The sequence below is a fragment of the Alteromonas alvinellae genome (assembly GCF_902705805.1).
Genome location: NZ_CACSIH010000212.1, coordinates 23,494 through 44,145 on the forward strand (window position 1 = coordinate 23,494; position 20,652 = coordinate 44,145).

The following is a 20,652-nucleotide window of genomic DNA, read 5'->3' on the forward strand; positions in this document are numbered from 1 at the left end:
CGCGCGATTTTTAGTAATTTAAACGATGGAGCAGGTATGCATTCCACACCCGTAGTCACGGTTGACGGTCCTAGTGGTGCAGGTAAAGGTACGTTAAGTAGCTTACTGGCAAAGAAATTAGGGTGGCACTTTCTAGATAGCGGCGCAATTTACCGCGTATTAGCAGTTGCCGCACTACACCACGACCTTCCGTGTGATGATGAAGAATGTGTTGTTCCTCTAGCAACCGGTCTTGATGTTAGTTTCGAGACGAATGGCGATACCACTCGCATAATCTTAGAAGGCGAAGACGTTACCGACGATATTCGCACCGAAGAAGTTGGCGCTGTTGCGTCGAAAGTTGCGGCATTACCCCGTGTGCGCGAAGCACTACTTCGCAGACAGCGCGCTTTCCAACAAGATCCTGGTCTTGTTGCTGACGGTCGCGACATGGGTACGGTGGTATTTCCCGATGCGCCTGTAAAGATTTTCCTTACAGCAAGCGCAGAAGCCCGTGCTGAACGCCGTTATAGCCAGTTGAAAGCAAAGGGCATGGATGTTAATATTGCGCGCCTTTTAACCGATATCAAGGCAAGAGACGAGCGCGATACACAACGTGCGGTGGCTCCTTTGGTACCGGCACAAGATGCAGTAATTATAGATTCAACGGACTTGGATATTGACCAAGTCTTTGAAAAAGCGATGGATATTATTTCCTCACGCCTTTAATGACGAGAGCTGATCGCATCCAAAGCAGTGTTGCTACAGGAAGTGGCGACTAATTTTAATAACCCCGCGTTATCCGGATAAGAAGCGTGGATATCAACTTAAAAGTTATTTGAGACTTATGACTGAAAATTTTGCACAACTTTTTGAAGAAAGCTTACAAGAACTAGAAACACGTCCTGGTTCAATTGTAAAAGGTACTGTTGTTTCTATCGACAAAGACATCGTTCTTGTTGATGCAGGCTTGAAATCAGAAAGTGCTATCCCAGCTGACCAATTCAAAAACGCTGAAGGCGAACTAGAAATCGCTATCGGTGACCAAGTAGACGTAGCACTAGATGCAGTTGAAGATGGTTTCGGTGAAACTATCCTTTCTCGCGAAAAAGCGAAGCGTCACGAAGCGTGGGTTGAGCTGGAAAAAGCTTACGAAGATAAAGCTACAATTAAAGGCGTTATCAACGGTAAAGTTAAAGGCGGTTTCACTGTTGAAGTTAACAGTGTACGCGCGTTCCTTCCAGGTTCTCTTGTTGACGTACGTCCAGTACGTGACACTACGCACCTTGAAGGCAAAGAGCTTGAGTTTAAAGTTATCAAGCTTGACGCTAAGCGTAACAACGTTGTTGTTTCTCGTCGTGCAGTTATCGAAGCAGAAAGCAGCGCAGAGCGCGAAACGCTTCTTGCTAACCTTGAAGAAGGTCATGAAATCAAGGGTATCGTTAAGAACCTTACCGATTACGGTGCGTTCGTTGACCTTGGTGGCGTAGACGGTCTTCTACACATCACTGATATGGCTTGGAAGCGCGTTAAGCACCCAAGTGAAATCGTGAATGTTGGTGACGAAATCAACGTTAAAGTACTTAAGTTCGACAAAGAGAAGCAGCGCGTTTCTCTTGGTATGAAGCAAATGGGCAACGATCCATGGCAAGAAATTGCTTCTCGTTACCCAGAAGGTACTAAGATCAACGGTCAGGTTACTAACCTTACTGACTACGGCTGCTTCGTTGAAATCGAAGATGGCGTTGAAGGTCTTGTACACGTTTCTGAAATGGATTGGACTAACAAGAACATCCACCCATCTAAGGTTGTTAACCTAGGTGACACTGTAGATGTAATGGTTCTTGAAATTGACGAAGAGCGTCGTCGTATTTCTCTAGGTCTTAAGCAATGCATTGCTAACCCTTGGGAAACATTTGCTGAGTCACACGAAAAAGGTGACAAGGTATCTGGTAAGATCAAGTCAATCACTGACTTCGGTATCTTCATCGGTCTTGACGGCGGCATCGACGGTCTAGTTCACCTTTCTGACATCAGCTGGAATAAGTCTGGTGAAGACGCGGTTCGCGACTACAAGAAAGGCGATGAAATCTCTGCAGTTGTACTACAAGTCGACCCAGAGCGTGAGCGTATCTCTCTTGGCGTTAAGCAAATCGAAGAAGATCCTTTCAACAAGTATCTGACAGATAACAAGAAAGGTGCTATCGTTACTGGTACAGTAACAGCAGTTGATGCGAAAGGCGTTACTGTAAACCTAGCTGAAGAAGTTGACGGCTACATCCGCGTTGCAGATCTTGCTGTAGAGCGTGTTGAAGACGCAACAGAAGCGGCAAGCGTTGGTGATAGCATCGAAGCGAAGTTTATGGGCGTTGACCGTAAGAACCGCACTGTTAACCTATCTGTTAAAGCGAAAGATCAGGCTGACGAAAAAGAAGCTATCGATAAAGTTAACCAGCAAGAAGATGTTGGTTTCGCTAACGCGATGGCAGAAGCATTTAAAGCTGCTAAAGGCGAATAATGCTTTTGTGGGTGTGCATCTGCACACCCAATTCGCGATAGCTGTTTAAACAATAATATTGACAATGAGGTTAAGCATGACCAAGTCTGAATTAATTGAACGGCTCGCGGATCAAGCGCGTCACATTCCGGCGAAGGAACTCGAACTGGCAATTAAAGAACTTCTAGAGCAGATGGCGCAAACGCTTCAAAAGGGCGAGCGTATTGAAATTAGAGGTTTCGGAAGTTTCTCTCTTCACTATCGCGCACCACGCGTTGGTAGAAACCCAAAAACGGGTGAGACGGTGAAACTTGACGGTAAATATGTACCGCACTTCAAGCCTGGTAAAGAGCTTCGCGAAAGGGTAGACGCCTCAATCGCATAATGTATTTTAAAAGCCGCTGAAAAGCGGCTTTTTTGTGTCTGATGGAAAGTATTATCACAATTAGCCTTTCATTTAACTCTCTGCCTAGCTTAAATTAACGAATGCCCTGAGATACTTTTGTTTAATTTTTAATACCTATTGACCCCGACTAAAGTAGGGTTATATATTATTCGAATAATAATAAACGGTATACGTAGAAGTAATGTCAGCCGGCGATGAACAAGCAATAATAAAACAGTACCAGCCGCTCATTCGCGCGTTAATTCCATATGAACAACAAAACAGGTTGTTAGAGGGAATTAACAAGTTTTCGAAGCGTTTGCCTAGTAGTGTCCGAAAAGTCGTGAAAGAAGAGGTCGTTCGATTAACATCGTTAACCGACGCTCCCGCCGATAATTCTGCCTTCGCCCAATTTCCTGTTATGAAGTTCAAGCACTTCGGTGTTCAGATGCGCCTCGATAAAGTTGGCGCGCAGATCCTCAAAAACGAAACATCGCTCTATCAAGACAGGTACACCGTAGGTGTGTTTGAGTCGGTAATGAACTCAGACTTCTACCAAAACCAAATAAAAAAAGAACAATTCAAAAAAATTGTCGATGCTTTTAATGTTGAAAGCCAATCGTTTACAGATATAGATTTTGGCGATGACATTGCTATCCGACCAAACTTTACTATAACTTCCCCCGAGTTCGAAAAAGGTCGCCATTGCTCAATCAGCTCTATGTCACATAAAGGCATTAGTTTAGAGACGAAAAGGCCACCTAATGCATCCACCGGCGACATCATCACGTTTACCATTCCTGAAGTTAAAGGGTTAACCAAAGAACCCACTGAAATTACCCTTGAATTAGAGTCTGTAAAATACAATAAACATTTAGGGAAATATGAAACGTCGTTTAATTTTTTAGATGACGTCGATAAGGGGTTCTTAGCAACACTTAAACGTTACGTAGCGGTTACTGCCTATAAGCAACCGCTGCAGCGAGATTTGGAAATAGAACGCGCCATGCAAGAACTAGAGCGCGACCGAATACTCGAAAATAGCCCGTGGATGCCGGTATTTCTCGCGCCAGAGAAAAAGTCGCTCAAACCTATCATCGCTCTTTTTACCAAAGCTAATGTTGAACACAACGATGCGGGCAAGCTACTGGCAAGCCTGCAAGATAAGCCTATATTCGAAACGTTAGTTGATGAGTTGCGAAAGTACAATGAAGCTTATGTATTTCACGGCAACATCAAAACCAAAAATGGCAACGTTCAGATAACCGCAACGCATAGGCAGCTCCTTGGGCTCAAACAACTTAATGCGCTTGTGTATTTGCTAGCTAAGGGTGGTGACTTCATTTGTACTCACTGTCGACTCGATAGTGTAACCCGCGAAGATAAACAAAAAGCCTTTGCGATTCACGATATTGCTAGTAAGGAATTTGAACAATTAGCGCAGATCTCGCACGTGTTGTACTGTAAAGACGTGTCTGCTTATCTTACAAATTTGACGCTTTCTGCTAAATGCGATTTCAAGCCGTTGTCTAAAACATTGAAAGCCAGCGGTAATAACTGGCGTATCGACTTTGTCATGGAGGAAGATTTAGATAGGCGTAGTGAGACGCGTTATGTTATAGATAAGCCCGCTTCTATTAAAGTGGGCTTGCTTACCTCCCTTGATGCTCGAGTTGCCGATTTAAGTGCAAGCGGTATGAAGTTGAAGGTTGCGCCCCATAGCGACCTGCAGAAAGAAATTCGCGTATCTGTGCCTGAACTGAAAATTAAAGGCGAAAAATACAAGGTCGTACATTACCAGGCTGATACGGGCGTTGTAAGGTTGTGTCTTGTAGAAGATACGCGCAAGGCGAAAGTGAGTTCTAGTGTCGATCACATGGTTGAAGAAAATACCGCCTATTTTAAAGTAAGAGATATTGCTCGTATTCAGCGTTCAACACATCGTTTCATCTGGGAGTTGGCGGTTAGGCATATGCCGTCTTTATCGGTACTATGTGTGATGAACCGCTTTACGTTAGACAGGCTGAAAACAGTCTATCAAAGTGACGCATCTGACGACCTTTATCCGTTTTCTCGGACCCAAAATATCATCCCCCTGCACGGCTTTTTTGCAGACAAAGGGCAGGCTAAGCCCAAGTCACAAATTTTAGAAGCCATGTTTAAGGAAACCTCTGAACAAGCCTTGGTGGTGCATTGTGTAAGAAAGAGCGACAACCGTCTTGTATATATAAAAGAACGTGATTTTTTGTTCTCTAAGCTACGTATGCAAATCAAAACCCAGTTAGATGAAGAAAAAATCCAGCTTAGTGCAACCGACGTTACGGCAATACGCTGCCACGGCGCAATCACGCCATTAACCAAAAAGAGACTTGCACAGTTATCGAAGTTAGACAAAGCCATGTACGATAAGCTTGAAACTATGCAAGCAGGTTACACTCACTGCATCTTCATCACGAATATGTCTGCGCTCCACCACGATTTAGTGGTGGACAACCTCATAGCAAAACCTCAGCGCCATGAACTGGAAAGTGAAGGCGCTGCTTAAATTTCCCATACGCTTTTAGTGTTATCTCTTTTCGCATTTTGCTATTCTTGTAAATAAATCAATTAAAAAGGGTTGAGTGTTGAAAGGGATCCTAGCGTTTCTCATCATCTTGGTGCTACTTGCCATCGCATTTGTGATTGGCTCTCAAAATGAAGCACAAGTAACAGTTAATTATCTAATTGCTCAGGCGAATCTTCGTCTATCGACATTGATAGCGATTACACTTTCAATAGGCTTGGGGATCGGCATTTTGATCATGTTAATGAGTTGGCTAAAGTTACGTGTTCAGTTAATGTCTGCGCAATCTAAAATACAGAGTTTGGAACAAGAACACTAATGCTCGAACTGCTGTTTCTCCTTTTACCTGTTGCGGCAGGGTACGGTTGGATAATGGGCCGAAATAGTGTCCGTCAAGCGCAGCGAAAACAGTCAAGTATCCTATCTAAGCATTATTACAAAGGCCTGAATTTTTTACTTTCAGACCAACCTGATAAAGCTGTTGATACGCTAATTAAAATGATTAACGTAAACAGCGATACGGTGGAAACTCATATTGCAATGGGCAGTTTTTTCCGTCATCGCGGAGAAATAGACCGCGCGATCAAAGTTCATCAAAATTTAGTGAGTCGTGACGAACTCCAGCCCGCCCAGCGAGAAAATGCGCTTCGGGAACTTGGCCACGATTATACGCAAGCAGGCTTTCTAGAGCGTGCGGAAAATGCCTTTCTTCAACTGCTTAACAGCGATAAACACTACCTTGTAGCTCAACAGCAACTTTTCAGTATCTACCAGACCACGAAAGAGTGGGAAAGAGCCATAGAATTGGCCGAGCGGATGGTGCAGTGTCATGGTGACAATGATGATCTGTGCGAACGCTTAGCACATTTTTATTGTGAACAGGCATCGGTTGAGTTGAAGAACGATAGCCAAGGTGCGGCATTGACCTTATTACAAAAAGCGGTAAACGCCGACGAACACGCGGTTAGGCCGTGGCTTATGTTAGGTGATATAGCGCTTGATCAAAAACGCTTTACCGATGCCAACGCGTACTTTACACAAGTGGCCGAACGCGACATCAATTGGTTCAGCGAAGCGGTGCCGAGCCTTGAAAAAATTGCTGAAGAGACGGATGACTGGGACAGCTTTCAGAAAAACTTGGAGGCACACTGGCAAGAGTGCGCCACGTCTTATTTGGCTATGGTCGATGTACTAATGAAGCGCGGAGAGACAGCACAGGCGGCAGAGTACTTACTTGAGCAACTTCGCAAGCGCCCAACTATGCGCGGTTTTAAAACCCTCATGGGGCTTTATATAGATCAGCTTTCAGATAAAACCACGGCTGATAGCTTACGCTTACTTAAAGAATTGGTGGAAAAGCAAATGTTACAGCGGCCTAAATATCGCTGTGGCAGCTGTGGCTTTTCCGGTCGAAAATTATATTGGTTATGCCCTAGCTGTAAAAAGTGGGGCGTAGTAAAACCCATTAAAGGGCTAGACGGAGAATAAAAGAACATGCATGACCCACGCGTTATTGTTGCATTAGACTATGACAATAAAGACACTGCATTGGCGTTTGTTGATAAATTAGATTCAAGCTTATGCAAGCTAAAAGTGGGCAAGGAGATGTTCACCTTATTTGGACCGGAATTCGTAAAAGCGCTAGTAGCTAAAGGCTTTGACGTTTTCTTGGACCTTAAATTCCACGACATTCCAAATACTGTAGCGAAAGCGTGTAAAGCAGCGGCAGAGCTCGGTGTGTGGATGGTAAATGTACATGCGTCAGGCGGTTTACCCATGATGCAAGCGGCTAAAGAGGCGATTGCAACAAGCAGCAACCCTCAAACTAAACTTATTGCGGTTACCGTACTTACCAGCATGGACGAAGCGCAACTGGCTGATGTGGTAAGCGGCGTAACACCAGAGCAACAAGTACTGCGCTTGGCAGCGTTAACAGAAAAAGCCGGATTAGATGGCATTGTATGTTCTGCGCAGGAAGCCAGCGCATTACGCGAAAAACACAGCGACGACTTTCTGTTAGTTACGCCTGGTATTCGCCCAGTAGGCGCTGACGCTGGTGATCAAAAACGCGTTATGACGCCACCTGACGCAATGAAAGCGGGCGTGAGTTATTTGGTTATGGGGCGACCTATCACTAAAGCAGAAGACCCCATTGCTGTATTAAAAGCTGTAAACGAATCAATAAACGGTTAGCACTACATCAGAAACCTTCTGTATAGCCGGTTATTAAGGGTTCAGGTACAAAAAAGCTCGGATGTGATGTTCACATACCGAGCTTTTTTATTCCGATATTTTTATTCAAGGATATGGCCACAGCCCCACCCGAGAATAATCTTAAGAAATTATTCGCCTTTAAGCGCTACTTCAGCGGGGGTATAGGTTAGACCTAGTTCTTCACCTAGTGCATCAACAACGGCTTTGTAAGTTACCTTACCTTCGTGCACGTTTAGGCCGTTAAGCAAGTGCTTGTCTTCTAGCATAGCTTTCGCTGGGCCTTTGTTCGCTAGTGCTAAACCAAATGGCAATGTAGCGTTGTTTAGTGCCATTGTAGAAGTACGCGCAACGCCCCCAGGCATGTTTGCAACACAGTAATGAACCACGTCATCAACAGTGTAAACAGGGTCTTGGTGTGTGGTCGCTTTAGAGGTTTCAAAGCATCCGCCTTGGTCGATAGCAACATCAACAAGCACTGAACCAGGCTTCATGGCTTTAATTTGTTCGCGAGTAAGAAGCTTCGGAGCTGCTGCACCAGGAATTAGTACCGCACCAACAACAAGGTCAGCTTTTGAAGAGTAGTGCTCGATAGCGTCAACGGTTGAGTAAACCGTTTTTACTTGTCCGTTAAAGATATCGTCGAGCTGGCGAAGACGAGGAAGCGAGCGGTCGAGAATAGTAACATCAGCACCAAGGCCTAGTGCCATTTTCGCAGCGTTAGTGCCTACAACACCACCACCAATAACTAATACCTTGCCTGGCGCTACGCCTGGGACGCCGCCAAGTAGTGTACCGCTGCCACCGTGCGCTTTTTCAAGGTAATGCGCACCTGCTTGAACAGACATACGGCCTGCTACTTCACTCATTGGCGCAAGTAGTGGAAGGCCACCACGGTCATCGGTTACTGTTTCATAAGCAATACACGTAGCACCCGACTCAACAAGTAGCTTAGTTTGTGTAGGATCAGGCGCTAGGTGTAGGTAAGTGTAAAGGGTCTGACCTTTACGAAGCATTTTACATTCGTTAGGCTGAGGCTCTTTTACTTTTACAATCATTTCCGCTTCAGCAAACACTTGCTCCGCCGTTGATGCAATGGCTGCGCCTGCTTCGACATACATTTCGTTAGTGAAACCTATTGCGTCACCTGCGTTAGTTTCTACTAAAACGCTATGACCGTGGCTAACAAACTCTTTTACAGCCGCTGGCGTCAAGCCAACACGGTATTCGTGGTTCTTAATTTCTTTTGGTACACCAACTAACATGTATAGTCCTCAATCTTATAGTGAGCTTCTAAGCGGCTCTGGTTGAACTTTTGATAAATAGTGTTCGGCTTTGAAGCATGTGAACATATTTGCGGAGTATACGTGATAAAAAAAAGAACTATCTGCTGAAGAATGGGTGTTTGTAGCATATAATTCTCCTAAAAGATGCTTTTAAGATATTTTATATGCTGGTAAAGACACCAAAACACCTAGACCGAATAGACAGGAATATCCTGGTACAGTTACAGAAAAACGGGCGTATATCAAACGTCGAACTTGCTAAAGAAGTGGGATTAAGCCCCAGCCCTTGTCTCGAGAGAGTTAAGAGGCTGGAGGCTCAGGGCTATATAAAAGGATATCATGCTGTCGTTGACCCAGAAAAGCTCGGCGCAGCCATGCTTGTCTTCGTAGAGATTACGTTAACGAAAACATCGGTAGATATCTTTGCAGAATTTTCTGCTGCGGTAAAATTGCATGACGATATACAAGAGTGTCACTTAGTGTCTGGAGATTTCGACTTTTTATTAAAAGCGCGTGTTGCCGATATGAGCAGTTACCGAAAATTGCTTGGTGATACCTTATTACGTTTGCCGGGCGTAAGCGAGTCGCGGACATACGTTGTAATGGAAGAAGTAAAAAGCACATCGTCGCTGCGCATTAATTTGAAGTAATGAAAGCGTGGCTCAAAAGCGTATTTTTGTGGTAGGCTGTGCAAAAATACAGTATTTGTGCGCAGCGAAGGAATTGTTGTGTTTCACAAATGTGGGGTAGGGGAGTAATTCATATTTTCATTATTATGTTCAGCTGCTTACCGAAAATTAAATAATTAATAATTATGTAGGGATTGCAAAGAGTTCGCTAAGCTCTTTGCTGCGTTTAGCGCAAAAGTGGTGCGTATAGGCTAATACCGATTGTCTATATGACTTCATGCGATAGAATTTTAAGGTTTTTTAGGGTTATGGCGCGATTAACAGGGGTTCAGCGAGTGTGGGAAGCAGGCATGATTATCGCCTGTGTTTTCGCCTTCTTCTTATTGCTGGCACTAGTATCTTTTCATCCAGGCGACCCAGGCTGGAGTCAGGCTGGTTTACAATTAGACATACACAATTGGGTAGGGGCAACAGGTGCGTGGGTGGCAGATCTGCTGTTGTTTTCATTTGGCTTTCTCGCCTATCTACTTCCGTTCGGTTCCGCCTTCTTAGGTTGGTTCTTATTTCAACACATCAAAGAACTTGATGAGTTCGATTACCTCACTATTGGATTAAGAATTATCGGTGGGCTGTTAATGGCTCTTGGTGCAACGGGCATCGCCAGTATAAATTTTGACGACATTTACAACTTTTCAGCGGGCGGTTTTGTTGGTGACGTCATTAGTTCGGCACTTATACCTTATTTTAATACCGCTGGAACGATCCTATTGTTGCTTTGCTTTTTCTGTACCGGTTTTACTCTATTAACAGGTATCAGTTGGCTTACCATTATCGATAGATTAGGGGAAGGGACACTATGGTTGGGTCGCAAGGGCCTGTCAGCACCTCAAAGTTTGTTAGCACTTGAAATGCCGCGTTTGGCGTTAGCCAATAAGTCTTCCAGCCGAGAAAGTTCTGACGGCGCGGAGTTGGATATTACCAGTATGCGGGCAGAGCCCTTGGCGTCTTCTCCACAGGTTGAGCCACAGCAAACGCATAAGGCTACTCCGACTCGCAGTGAACCTAACTTCGGTATCGACGAAGTCGAAGATGAACCGCCATTTTATACCTATAACAGAGACGAATCTGTTCAGAATACGTCGAATCATGAAACTGATGAAGAGGAAAATGATACCGCATCAGTTGACAGTAATAGTGAAACCAAGAAATCGGCTTTTTCTCTATCGGGCATGCGCGAAGTGGTTACGGGTGGTTTTAAAGATAAAGTAGGTTTGGGCAAATCCGGTCAAGAGGAGCCAACACATTCTTCCAGTGAAAGCGCCCAATATGAACATAATCAGCAGCATCAACAAAGCCCGCATATCAATTTTGACGATTTAGAGGAGTTTGATGAAGACCTGCCTTACGAAACAGGAAGTAAGCCAGTAGCGTCGACAAATAACACGGCTTTCTCAGCGGACGATAGCCAGCCTTCAGCGTCTGCTGCTGATACGCAACCAACGCACACGCAAGGTGAAGTTCAAGGCGCAACTCAGGCATTTACCCCCGCAGCACTTGGTGCTAAGCCATTAAAAGCAAGAGCAGGGCAAATTGACCCTGACTTGCCTCCTATGCCGTCGTTTGATTTGCTTGAACGCGCCGACAAACATGAAAACCCGCTTACGCCGGAAGAGATTGAAGGTATTTCTCGCCTTGTCGAAGAAAAGCTCGCTGATTTCAATATTGAAGCCACTGTAGTAGGTGTGTACCCAGGACCAGTAATTACGCGTTTTGAACTAGACCTAGCGCCTGGCGTTAAAGTGAGCAAAATTACAGGGTTATCAAAAGACTTAGCACGTGCAATGTCAGCTATTTCAGTTCGTGTAGTTGAGGTTATTCCGGGTAAGTCAGTAATTGGTTTAGAACTGCCAAATAAAAAACGTGAAATGGTGCGTTTGAGTGAAGTAATTAGCTGCGATACGTTCCAATCAAACAAGTCGCCATTAACCATGGTGTTGGGTGCAGACATATCAGGTCAGCCAGTCGTGGTCGATTTAGCCAAGATGCCGCACCTTTTGGTAGCGGGTACTACAGGGTCAGGTAAATCTGTGGGTGTGAATGTGATGATCTTGAGTTTGCTCTATAAGAGCACGCCTGAAGACGTTCGCATGATCATGATTGACCCCAAAATGCTTGAACTTTCGGTTTATGAGGGCATACCTCATTTACTTGCTGAAGTAGTTACTGACATGAAAGAAGCGGCCAATGCGCTTCGTTGGTGCGTAGGAGAAATGGAGCGTCGTTATCGTCTAATGAGCGCCCTTGGTGTGCGTAACCTCAAAGGTTACAACGCGAAAGTGGAAGAAGCCATTGCTAACGGCACACCAATAAAAGATCCCCTTTGGAAGAACGAAGAAAGTATGGATGCTGAGGCACCAGACTTAGCCAAGCTTCCAGCTATTGTGGTTGTGGTCGATGAATTCGCCGACATGATGATGATTGTGGGCAAAAAAGTAGAAGAGCTTATTGCACGTATCGCACAGAAAGCCCGTGCGGCAGGAATCCACCTTATTCTTGCTACCCAGCGCCCTTCTGTCGATGTAATTACAGGTTTGATTAAAGCGAATATTCCAACCCGCTGTGCATTCCAGGTTTCCAGTAAAATAGACTCAAGGACCATTCTTGACCAACAGGGTGCAGAAACCTTGTTAGGTATGGGGGACATGCTTTACCTACCACCTGGAAGCCCAGTACCTACTCGTGTTCACGGTGCGTTTGTAGACGATCACGAAGTGCATGCGGTAGTGGCAGATTGGCAGAAGCGTGGTGAGCCAGAGTACATAGATGAGATCCTGAATGGCGAGGCAACGGCAGAAGTCTTACTGCCAGGTGAGCAGCCTGAGGGTGAAGACCAAGAATTCGACGCATTCTACGACGAGGCTGTCGCGTTCGTTACCGAAACCCGTCGCGCGAGTGTCTCGAGTGTACAGCGTAAATTTAGAATTGGTTACAACCGTGCAGCACGCTTAGTTGAACAAATGGAAATGAGCGGTGTCGTAAGTGCACAGGGGCATAACGGAAACCGTGAGGTGCTTGCACCGCCGCCCCACAAAGATTAACGAATGGATTGAATAAATGAATAAAGCAGTTTCGGTTTATTTTGTGAGTGCATTGGTAACGGCAGGTACGGCAATGAATGCTGCTAATGCTGCGGTAGAATTAGGTAGTACAGGTTCAAATATAGGCAAGAACAATGCTCACGAGGTTGTCAGTGCTCATGACGCTATTCAGGCTAATGCCACAGTAAACACTAGTCAGCCTAAAACTTCATCGCTTATCAATGATTCTGCGAGTACGTCACTGCAGGCTTTGTTAAGCAATATGAAGCAGTTTCGCGCAAGTTTTGCGCAAACAGTAGTCGATGCACAGCAAAATGTCGTTCACGAAGCACAAGGCACGCTGACCATGACCCGCCCCAATAAGCTTCGCTGGGAAACTACATTTCCTGATGAAACTTTGTTGGTTGCCGATGGCGAAGCGGTTTGGAATGTGGATACCTTTGTAGAGCAGGTGACGGTGCTTTCTCAAGATAATGCGATTAAGGATAACCCTATCGTTTTGCTTACATCGACAGATGAAGCAATCTGGTCGAAGTTTTCTATCAGTCAAGTGAACAGTGGTGTATCTACCAACAATTTGGCAAGTGGCATCAATAACGATAATGCCTTGCAAAGTTATCAAATCACACCAAAAGAAGAAGGCGGTCAAATTCTCACGCTTACTTTAACCTTCAATCAAGACAACGAGCTCGCTTCGCTTAATATGCTCGATGCACAACAGCAAATCAGCACGTTAGTGTTCAATAATATTGAGACTCGCTTTCCTGTGCCGGCCGACACCTTCTCGGTTGATATTCCAGATAGCTTCATAGTTGATGACCAGCGTTAATCAAGAGTTCGCGCCGCTGGCGGCGCGAATGCGCCCGGTTACCATAGAGCAGTACAGCGGTCAAGACCATTTACTTGGCGAAGGTAAGCCTCTTCGTAAAATGTTAGAGGCAGGGCACTGTCATTCTATGATTTTGTGGGGGCCGCCGGGTACCGGAAAAACTACTCTTGCGGAGCTTATCGCTCAGTATACTAATGCATCTGTTTTGCGTATTTCGGCCGTAACATCTGGGGTGAAAGACATCAGGGCCGCTATGGACGCGGCAGAAGAAAACGCCCGCTACAATCAGCGAACACTGCTTTTTGTAGATGAAGTTCACAGGTTCAATAAGAGCCAGCAAGATGCGTTTTTGCCATTTGTTGAATCAGGTGTGGTTACCTTTATTGGTGCAACGACAGAAAACCCCTCATTTGAATTAAATAAAGCGCTTTTATCTCGAGTCCGTGTTTACGTGCTAAAAACACTTGAACAACATGCGTTATCTGAATTAGTCGATAGAGCGCTGAGCGATAGCGAAAAAGGCCTTGGCGACAGAGCTCTTGGCATTGATGAAATAGCAAGAAACGCCCTTATAGATTTGAGCGGTGGCGATGCCCGCCGTCTTCTTACGTATTTGGAACTAGCTGCGGACTTCACCGGAGAAAACGAAATAACCGTCAGCGATATTGAACATGCGGTAGGCGAGAAAGTAGCTAGTTATGATAATAAAGGCGATACCTTCTACGACCTCATTTCAGCGTTTCATAAATCCGTAAGAGGCTCAGATCCAGATGCAGCTCTTTACTGGTATGCAAGAATTCTCGATGGCGGTGGTGACGCGCTATATGTGGGAAGACGTCTTCTAGCTATCGCGTCGGAAGATATTGGCAACGCCGACCCAAGGGCTATGCAGCTATGTATCAATGCCTGGGACACCTTTCACCGTGTAGGGCCCGCAGAGGGTGAACGCGCTATTGCGCAAGCTGCGGTATATTGCGCGTTAGCTGCAAAAAGTAACGCCGTTTATATGGCATTTAACGAAGCTAAAGCACTGGCGCGCAAGACCTCAGATGCGCCGGTACCCATGCATTTGCGTAATGCGCCTACCTCGCTGATGAAAGAGCTAGGCCACGGCGATGGTTATCGCTATGCCCACAACGAGCCGAACGCGTTTGCCGCGGGAGAATCTTACTTTCCTGAGAACCTTACTGGTACTCGCTTATACAACCCCAATGAGCGAGGTTTAGAAAAATCCCTGAAAGCAAAGCGTGAATTTCTCGATTCACTTAATGCGAGAAGTAACAATAAAAGGTAAAGTTGCACAGATACACCTCTACTAATTCAAAGACCATGGATTAGTTACTAAAAAGAACGCGCTAGGGAGTTTTTCGTGCCTCAAGGGTTAGCTTTGTATTGTTTTATTGCCGCTGGCGGGGCAACTGGTGCCTGTTTACGTTATTTTGTTACTACAAGTGTAGATTCCTTATTTGGAAAACACATGCCGTTTGGTACACTAACGGTGAATGTGGTTGGGTCGTTCGCACTCGCGTTACTGTACGGTATTATTGAACGTCACGAGTTAAGCGACTCGCCTTACCGTGCGCTCATTGGTGTAGGCCTATTAGGTGCCTTTACCACATTCTCAACATTTTCCGTTGAAACCTTAACTTTATTAGAAAACGGGTTGTGGCTTAAAGCCGCAGCAAATGTATTTCTTAACGTTGGCGCTTGCCTAGTAGCAGGTTGGCTAGCCATTCAATTAATGAAAGGATAATTAGAAACACATGTTAGATCCAAAGTGTTTGCGAAGCGATATAGAACAAACAGCTAAGCGATTAGCTGCCCGTGGTTTTAACCTCGACGTAGCAGCTTTCAGTTCGCTTGAAGAAAAAAGAAAAACACTTCAGTCCAGAACACAGGATCTGCAAAACGAGCGTAACGTACGAAGTAAGTCCATTGGTAAAGCAAAAGCGCAGGGTGAAGACATCGCACCGCTTTTAGCTGAAGTGGGAAAACTGGGTGACGAGCTTGATGCCGCTAAAGCGGAACTTAGCGAACTGCTGGAAGAAATAAATACCCTTACGCAAGGCATTCCTAACTTGCCTCATGAATCTGTTCCTGAGGGTGAGAACGAAAACGATAACGTGGAAATTTCCCGTTGGGGTGAGCCTCGAACGTTTGATTTTGAAGTTAAAGACCATGTTGATGTGGCTGAAGGCTTAAACAATGGCCTTGATTTCGCAACGGCAAGTAAGCTTACTGGAAGCCGTTTCGTAGTGATGCGCGGCGATATTGCTCGCCTAAACCGTGCCTTAGCTCAGTTCATGCTTGATACCCATACCCAAGAACATGGTTACCAAGAAATGTACGTGCCTTATTTGGTTAATGCCGACAGTTTATACGGCACGGGCCAGTTGCCTAAATTTGGTGAGGACCTATTTCACACCAAGCCAGCAACTGAAGAGGGACAGGGGCTTAGCCTAATTCCAACGGCGGAAGTTCCGCTAACTAATATTGCAAGGGATGAAATATTAGATGCGAAAACGCTGCCTGTGAAAATGACTGCGCACACGCCTTGCTTCCGCTCAGAAGCGGGTTCGTACGGTCGTGATACCCGTGGCCTTATTCGTCAGCATCAGTTCGATAAAGTCGAGCTTGTACAACTGGTTAAGCCAGAAGAGAGCTTTGACGCGCTAGAAGCACTTACAGGCCATGCTGAAGTTATTCTTCAAAAGCTAGAATTGCCTTACCGTAAAGTGCTGTTATGTACCGGTGACATGGGCTTTGGTGCATGTAAAACCTACGATCTTGAAGTATGGCTACCTGCACAGAATACTTACCGTGAAATTTCTTCATGTTCAAACATGTTGGACTTCCAAGCACGACGCATGCAGGCTAGATTCCGTAACCCAGAGACGAATAAAACTGAACTGCTTCACACATTGAACGGTTCTGGCTTAGCGGTAGGGCGCACGCTTGTAGCGATTTTAGAGAATAATCAGCAAGCAGACGGTAGCGTTACCATTCCTAAGGCGCTTGTGCCTTATATGGCTGGCCAGGAAGTTATTAAAGCAAGCAATTAACCCACTTTGAAGTGGCGAATCATTTCCGCCAGTAATAATATGAAATCCGATATGAGTAATCGTATCGGATTTTTTTTGTGTATTACTGATGGATATTGTTTATGTGCGGATTTATACAGCGTATTACTGACTCACCAGACGTTATAGCGCTACTTGAAGAAGTGGGTCTCACACAAACGATACCGCTTTTTGTCAATGAATCTTCCTCAAGCAATGTCATTAACTTTTATCCCGCATTTGGAAAAGCAGCTGAACGGCAAATAACCAATATAATCGTATCTAGTGATAGCACAATAGATGCGACATGGTGGTTTGATGCTAAGCCTGTTGGCAACACGCTAGAGGTTGGGAACAGAACAACATTTAACGCCCGAAACTTAGATAGCCCTTATTGGGGAAAGTTTATTCGTGAACGGCGGGCTATAGTTGTAGCAACGGCAGTAGGTGAGTCAAACCCACTTGGAAAAGGAAAATCACATTATTTGATGAAGCCCAAAAGCGGCGCCTTACTTATTGGCGCGCTATACCGGCGGTTTAGTAATGGGTTGTTTTCCTGTGCGGTGGTGACACGTCCGCCCATAGATGGCTTTTGCCAGTATCATGAAAAATCTATTCCATGCTTTCTTCCTCACGATAGTCACGCTATTAATGCATGGTTAACCACTGACAAACATGGCTCGTTGAATGATGAGGTAGAGTATATTTTGAATAACCCTCGCATTTATACCGACCTTGAAGTAACGCGAGTAAAAACGTTTAAAAGCGCTCAAGCAATGGGGGAAGTCAATATATTAAAGGCTGACGAAAACGATTAATTTAAACTAGCAAGAGAGCAAAATAAAGGCGGCTATAACAACAGCCGCCTGTGACAACCTCTGTGCTAAATAACGCTTTATTTAAGGTAAGAAAGCAAGGTATCCTCGTCCGCACCTAAAACATTCTTTTTCACTTCTTTATCGACCACATCTGAACATTGAGATGACATTCCATTTCTCAATTTGCCAAGAAACCCTGGCCCGCTAATAATATCTATTGAGCCTAGCGCACCTCGTTTACGCTCGCCATCCAGCCAGTCAGCAATGTCACTGGCAAATCGTTCATCTTCGAGTTCAGCGGCATCTTTTCGATTCATGCTATCAACGCCTGGTACTTGCGAAGCGGGAGCCGATTGCCTGCCGGGTTTATCTGTATAAATGTCTTGGTCACTCGCGCCACTAAACTCATTGTGCCATTTCTTTACTTTAACAAGCGCACTTCCGTGGTTGATATAGGTGTAAGCTGTGGCGTTGTCGTGGTTGGCCACAATTACGTAGTGTTTCTGAACTGTCATACAGCCTCCTATGTCCATTTATGTAAAACATTCACGTTTATGGTGTTCGGTGAAAGACGAGTATGAAAAATGTGCCTAAAACCTCAGTTAAAACGCTAATGTAAAAGAGGTGTTGCAATATCAACACCAAAGCCAAGAAAGATAACAATAGGGTGGCGCTTCTTATAGTTACCTCGAATTAAGCTTCAACCCGAGCAGCAACTTAACGAGTGCTTTTAGTAGAAGGCTAGTAGGTGGGGTTAAGCCCGTCGATACACAACAATCGATACTGCGATATCACGAGTAAGTAATCTCAAGGAATATGCGAAAGGGAAAAAGGCTAGCAGAGGGGCGCTAGCGCTTTAAATACAATGCGTAATCGACTTTACAAGCATTTCGCAGGTTTAGGTAATCCTGCCAGTTTGGTCGCTTGCTTAGCCGGGCCTTTTTTAAAGAGTCGCTGCAGGTAGCGGCTATTCCCTTTTTCTGGCCCAAACTTATTGGCCATAGCTTTCACCAAAGCACGAATTGCTGGGCTGGTTTCGTACTCTTCATAGAATGCGCGTACGAAGCGCACCACTTCCCAGTGGGCTTCGGTTAACTCAATATTTTCTTCTTGCGCCAGCAACTCAACCATATCTTCTTCCCAAAGGGTATAGTCGAGTAAATACCCGGCTTTGTCTGTAGGGATCGCTTGCCCTTTATAATTGAAGCTATAGGTTTCTTGTGTCATGAAAGGGGTATCCAGTGCTGATTTTTTGCTGATATTGCAGCAAGTTCTTTGTGTGAAATTGGATTAAAATGTTCGGGAAGATTTGCGCCCCTGGTATCCGCATCTGTACTCAAGAACGACAGGTTTAGCGTTGGTTTGTCTTTTGCCGTGCTCTCTACCGTGCTTTTTACCGTATTGGCCAGCTGCTCAAAAAACGCGGTGTTTAATGCAGGGGCATAAACGCCATCACCAACAAATACAATATAAGTAGAAGTCGATTGCTCAAAAGTGGCTTCAATAAGCTGTTTGTATTCAGTGCTCAAATTTGGCGTTGAAATAGTAATAAGCATTAGAATGTCACCACATGATCTACGCTTTGGATAAGCGTGACCTTTTCTTCTGGGGTTATCCACTCACAGTCTAACTCATCAACTAAACTGTTATTAGAAAGAACCTGATCAATGTCGTATGTATCTGCACTTGCTTTACACACAAAGCATTCTTCGATATCGAAAAACGGCATGCTAGCTAAACGTTTGGTGTGATTTTTTAATCCTTTGGTAGACGCTGCCTTAACAAGCTGCAGTACACCTTGGCTTTCAAAAAGCACTTTAACTTCGTGCCCATAGTTTGTTGCAGCAAGCGCAAAATCTAAACCGTCTTGGCTTTTAGCATTGGAAAAAGGGCTTTGCGTAAACCTAATAAGTAGTTGCGCCATTAGAATTGTACCAACCTGTTGCAATCGTGGAGCGCAGTGAAGAATTCGCCCAAGCCAGCTTGCTCGAAAGGCGCGGATAAGTTGGCCTGAGACAACCCATTCTCTTTCGCCTCTAATTCACTAACAATACCTCGCTTAACGGCGGCGGTAATGCATACAAGTAATTTCACATTGTGCTCAGTCGCTAGAGCCTTCCAACCACCAAATGCGAACAGCTCGTCGCCCGTCTTTAGCATTAAGTTATTGGTGTGGTGTACACCTTCGCTGTAAAAGAAAACGTTGTTAACTACGTCGCCGTTATCTATGGCGCCTTGCACAAACGCAAGGGCGCGCAAAGCCGTGTCACCTTGAAAAGGTGATGATGTGATAAGTACTGAATATTCTGCCATACAAATAAAAACACCCCGGTTAAGGGGTGTTTCTCTTTAAACCTTTAACGCTGTTTTAATCGTCGCCACCAAACGCACCTAAAAGGTGAAGGATAGACGTGAACAAGTTGTATATGTTCAAGTATAGCGAAACTGTTGCACGAATGTAGTTTGTTTCACCACCGTGAATGATACGGCTAGTATCGAACAAGATGAAACCTGACATAATAAACACAATCGCTGCACTGATTGCTAAGCTTACCGCTGGAACTGCGAAAAAGATGTTCGCAATTGCCGCCACAAGCACAACCACTAAACCTACTACCAAGAAACCGCCCATAAATGAGAAGTCTTTCTTAGTGGTTAGGGCGTAGCCAGATAGCGCGAAAAACACGAGGGCTGTTGCACCTAATGCTTCCATGATTAGCCCTGGACCAGCAACGCCTAAATAGAAATTAAGCGTGTAACCTAGTGAAGCACCCATTAAACCTGTGAATGCAAACACCCAGTAGATGCCAGATGCTGAATCAGCTTTTTTCTGAACTACAAAAAGAGTTATAAAAGCGCCGATAGTCATAACAAGAGACATCATAGGAGAAATGCCTACTGCCATTGCTATACCAGCACAAACTGCACTAAACGCCAGTGTCATCGCAAGCAGCATATAGGTGTTGCGTAGAACCTTGTTCGTCTGCAATACCGATGGTTGAGATGCACTTGAATACATCGAACGTTGATCCATTGTTTCCTCCAATAGGACTTATGATATGACCAAAATGGTTCACAATTATTTAGTGTATGTTGTATGGGTTTTAGTTCCCATTTTCAAGTAGTTTCAGATGAAAATGGTGTCAGGTGAATATAAAAACATCTCTTGTACGTGCTAAACAGTCTATTTGATTGAAATCTCGGCACTTAGACAACTTTTTTAATTTTTCGCTTTACAGTCATAAAAATATCATTAAGATACGCAGCACTTCAGGAGAGTTGGCAGAGCCCGGTTTAA

The 20,652-nt window shown here is 44.8% G+C and carries 21 protein-coding genes; 14 read left to right on the plus strand and 7 right to left on the minus strand.

The features are described 5' to 3' along the window. Positions 1-36 precede the first annotated feature (36 nt). The 7 genes from cmk to pyrF all read left to right on the plus strand — a co-directional run bounded on the left by cmk (position 37) and on the right by pyrF (position 7,617). Positions 37-708, plus strand: coding sequence for a (d)CMP kinase (gene cmk, locus ACX5KA_RS15730; RefSeq protein ID WP_014976668.1), 672 nt, complete (start codon positions 37-39; stop codon positions 706-708). A gap of 118 nt (positions 709-826) precedes the next feature. Further along, the gene (rpsA, locus tag ACX5KA_RS15735) at positions 827-2,497 is read left to right on the plus strand and encodes a 30S ribosomal protein S1 (RefSeq protein ID WP_039220847.1); all 1,671 of its coding nucleotides are present in this window, start codon (positions 827-829) and stop codon (positions 2,495-2,497) included. Positions 2,498-2,573: 76 nt separating this feature from the next. Then, on the plus strand, positions 2,574-2,861 hold the full coding sequence (ihfB, locus tag ACX5KA_RS15740; protein WP_014949641.1) for an integration host factor subunit beta: 288 nt from the start codon (positions 2,574-2,576) through the stop codon (positions 2,859-2,861). Positions 2,862-3,063: 202 nt separating this feature from the next. After that, positions 3,064-5,406: a PilZ domain-containing protein gene (locus ACX5KA_RS15745; protein ID WP_458731625.1), complete on the plus strand. Its 2,343-nt coding sequence runs from the start codon at positions 3,064-3,066 to the stop codon at positions 5,404-5,406. A 76-nt stretch (positions 5,407-5,482) separates the two neighbouring features. Beyond that, a complete protein-coding gene (locus tag ACX5KA_RS15750) occupies positions 5,483-5,743 on the plus strand; it encodes a LapA family protein (protein ID WP_240485789.1) in 261 nt (86 codons plus the stop codon). Further along, positions 5,743-6,912 carry a lipopolysaccharide assembly protein LapB gene (lapB, locus tag ACX5KA_RS15755; protein ID WP_039220853.1) on the plus strand — a complete coding sequence of 390 codons (1,170 nt, stop codon included), beginning with the start codon at positions 5,743-5,745 and terminating at the stop codon, positions 6,910-6,912. The genes ACX5KA_RS15750 and lapB overlap by 1 nt, the downstream gene beginning before the upstream one ends. A gap of 6 nt (positions 6,913-6,918) precedes the next feature. Next, entirely contained in the window at positions 6,919-7,617 is a 699-nt protein-coding gene (gene pyrF / locus ACX5KA_RS15760) for an orotidine-5'-phosphate decarboxylase (protein WP_039220856.1), read from the plus strand. Positions 7,618-7,766: 149 nt separating this feature from the next. On the opposite strand, the gene ald is transcribed toward pyrF, so the two are convergent. Next, positions 7,767-8,900 carry an alanine dehydrogenase gene (ald, locus tag ACX5KA_RS15765; protein ID WP_039220857.1) on the minus strand — a complete coding sequence of 378 codons (1,134 nt, stop codon included), beginning with the start codon at positions 8,898-8,900 and terminating at the stop codon, positions 7,767-7,769. A 185-nt stretch (positions 8,901-9,085) separates the two neighbouring features. Between ald and lrp the strand changes: the two genes are divergently transcribed. The 7 genes from lrp (at position 9,086) to ACX5KA_RS15800 (ending at position 17,354) form a co-directional block, all read left to right on the plus strand. Then, positions 9,086-9,571: a leucine-responsive transcriptional regulator Lrp gene (gene lrp / locus ACX5KA_RS15770; protein WP_039220858.1), complete on the plus strand. Its 486-nt coding sequence runs from the start codon at positions 9,086-9,088 to the stop codon at positions 9,569-9,571. Positions 9,572-9,858: 287 nt separating this feature from the next. Next, positions 9,859-12,648, plus strand: coding sequence for a DNA translocase FtsK (locus ACX5KA_RS15775; RefSeq protein WP_371342149.1), 2,790 nt, complete (start codon positions 9,859-9,861; stop codon positions 12,646-12,648). A 16-nt stretch (positions 12,649-12,664) separates the two neighbouring features. Beyond that, on the plus strand, positions 12,665-13,477 hold the full coding sequence (gene lolA / locus ACX5KA_RS15780; protein WP_039220863.1) for an outer membrane lipoprotein chaperone LolA: 813 nt from the start codon (positions 12,665-12,667) through the stop codon (positions 13,475-13,477). Then, entirely contained in the window at positions 13,464-14,771 is a 1,308-nt protein-coding gene (locus ACX5KA_RS15785; RefSeq protein WP_458731626.1) for a replication-associated recombination protein A, read from the plus strand. The genes lolA and ACX5KA_RS15785 overlap by 14 nt, the downstream gene beginning before the upstream one ends. 75 nt (positions 14,772-14,846) lie before the next feature. Next, entirely contained in the window at positions 14,847-15,230 is a 384-nt protein-coding gene (crcB, locus tag ACX5KA_RS15790) for a fluoride efflux transporter CrcB (RefSeq protein WP_039220867.1), read from the plus strand. Positions 15,231-15,240: 10 nt separating this feature from the next. Continuing rightward, positions 15,241-16,539, plus strand: coding sequence for a serine--tRNA ligase (serS, locus tag ACX5KA_RS15795; RefSeq protein ID WP_039220870.1), 1,299 nt, complete (start codon positions 15,241-15,243; stop codon positions 16,537-16,539). A gap of 101 nt (positions 16,540-16,640) precedes the next feature. Beyond that, positions 16,641-17,354 carry an SOS response-associated peptidase family protein gene (locus tag ACX5KA_RS15800; protein ID WP_458731627.1) on the plus strand — a complete coding sequence of 238 codons (714 nt, stop codon included), beginning with the start codon at positions 16,641-16,643 and terminating at the stop codon, positions 17,352-17,354. Positions 17,355-17,431: 77 nt separating this feature from the next. Here ACX5KA_RS15800 and ACX5KA_RS15805 read toward each other — a convergent pair whose 3' ends face one another. From ACX5KA_RS15805 to ACX5KA_RS15830, 6 genes are all read right to left on the minus strand, one after another. Further along, positions 17,432-17,869 carry a host attachment protein gene (locus ACX5KA_RS15805; RefSeq protein ID WP_458731628.1) on the minus strand — a complete coding sequence of 146 codons (438 nt, stop codon included), beginning with the start codon at positions 17,867-17,869 and terminating at the stop codon, positions 17,432-17,434. Between the two features lie 364 nt (positions 17,870-18,233). Then, entirely contained in the window at positions 18,234-18,581 is a 348-nt protein-coding gene (locus tag ACX5KA_RS15810; RefSeq protein WP_014949623.1) for a TusE/DsrC/DsvC family sulfur relay protein, read from the minus strand. Beyond that, complete coding sequence (locus ACX5KA_RS15815; RefSeq protein ID WP_039220877.1) at positions 18,578-18,910, minus strand: hypothetical protein; 333 nt, start codon at positions 18,908-18,910, stop codon at positions 18,578-18,580. The genes ACX5KA_RS15810 and ACX5KA_RS15815 overlap by 4 nt, the downstream gene beginning before the upstream one ends. Continuing rightward, the gene (locus ACX5KA_RS15820; RefSeq protein ID WP_039220880.1) at positions 18,910-19,278 is read right to left on the minus strand and encodes a DsrE family protein; all 369 of its coding nucleotides are present in this window, start codon (positions 19,276-19,278) and stop codon (positions 18,910-18,912) included. Before ACX5KA_RS15820 ends, ACX5KA_RS15815 begins: the two co-directional genes overlap by 1 nt. Then, positions 19,278-19,667, minus strand: coding sequence for a sulfurtransferase complex subunit TusD (gene tusD, locus ACX5KA_RS15825; RefSeq protein ID WP_458731629.1), 390 nt, complete (start codon positions 19,665-19,667; stop codon positions 19,278-19,280). The genes ACX5KA_RS15820 and tusD overlap by 1 nt, the downstream gene beginning before the upstream one ends. A gap of 55 nt (positions 19,668-19,722) precedes the next feature. Then, positions 19,723-20,388 (minus strand): Bax inhibitor-1/YccA family protein, encoded by a 666-nt coding sequence (locus ACX5KA_RS15830; protein ID WP_014949619.1) that lies wholly within the window; start codon positions 20,386-20,388, stop codon positions 19,723-19,725. Positions 20,389-20,652: the final 264 nt, after the last annotated feature.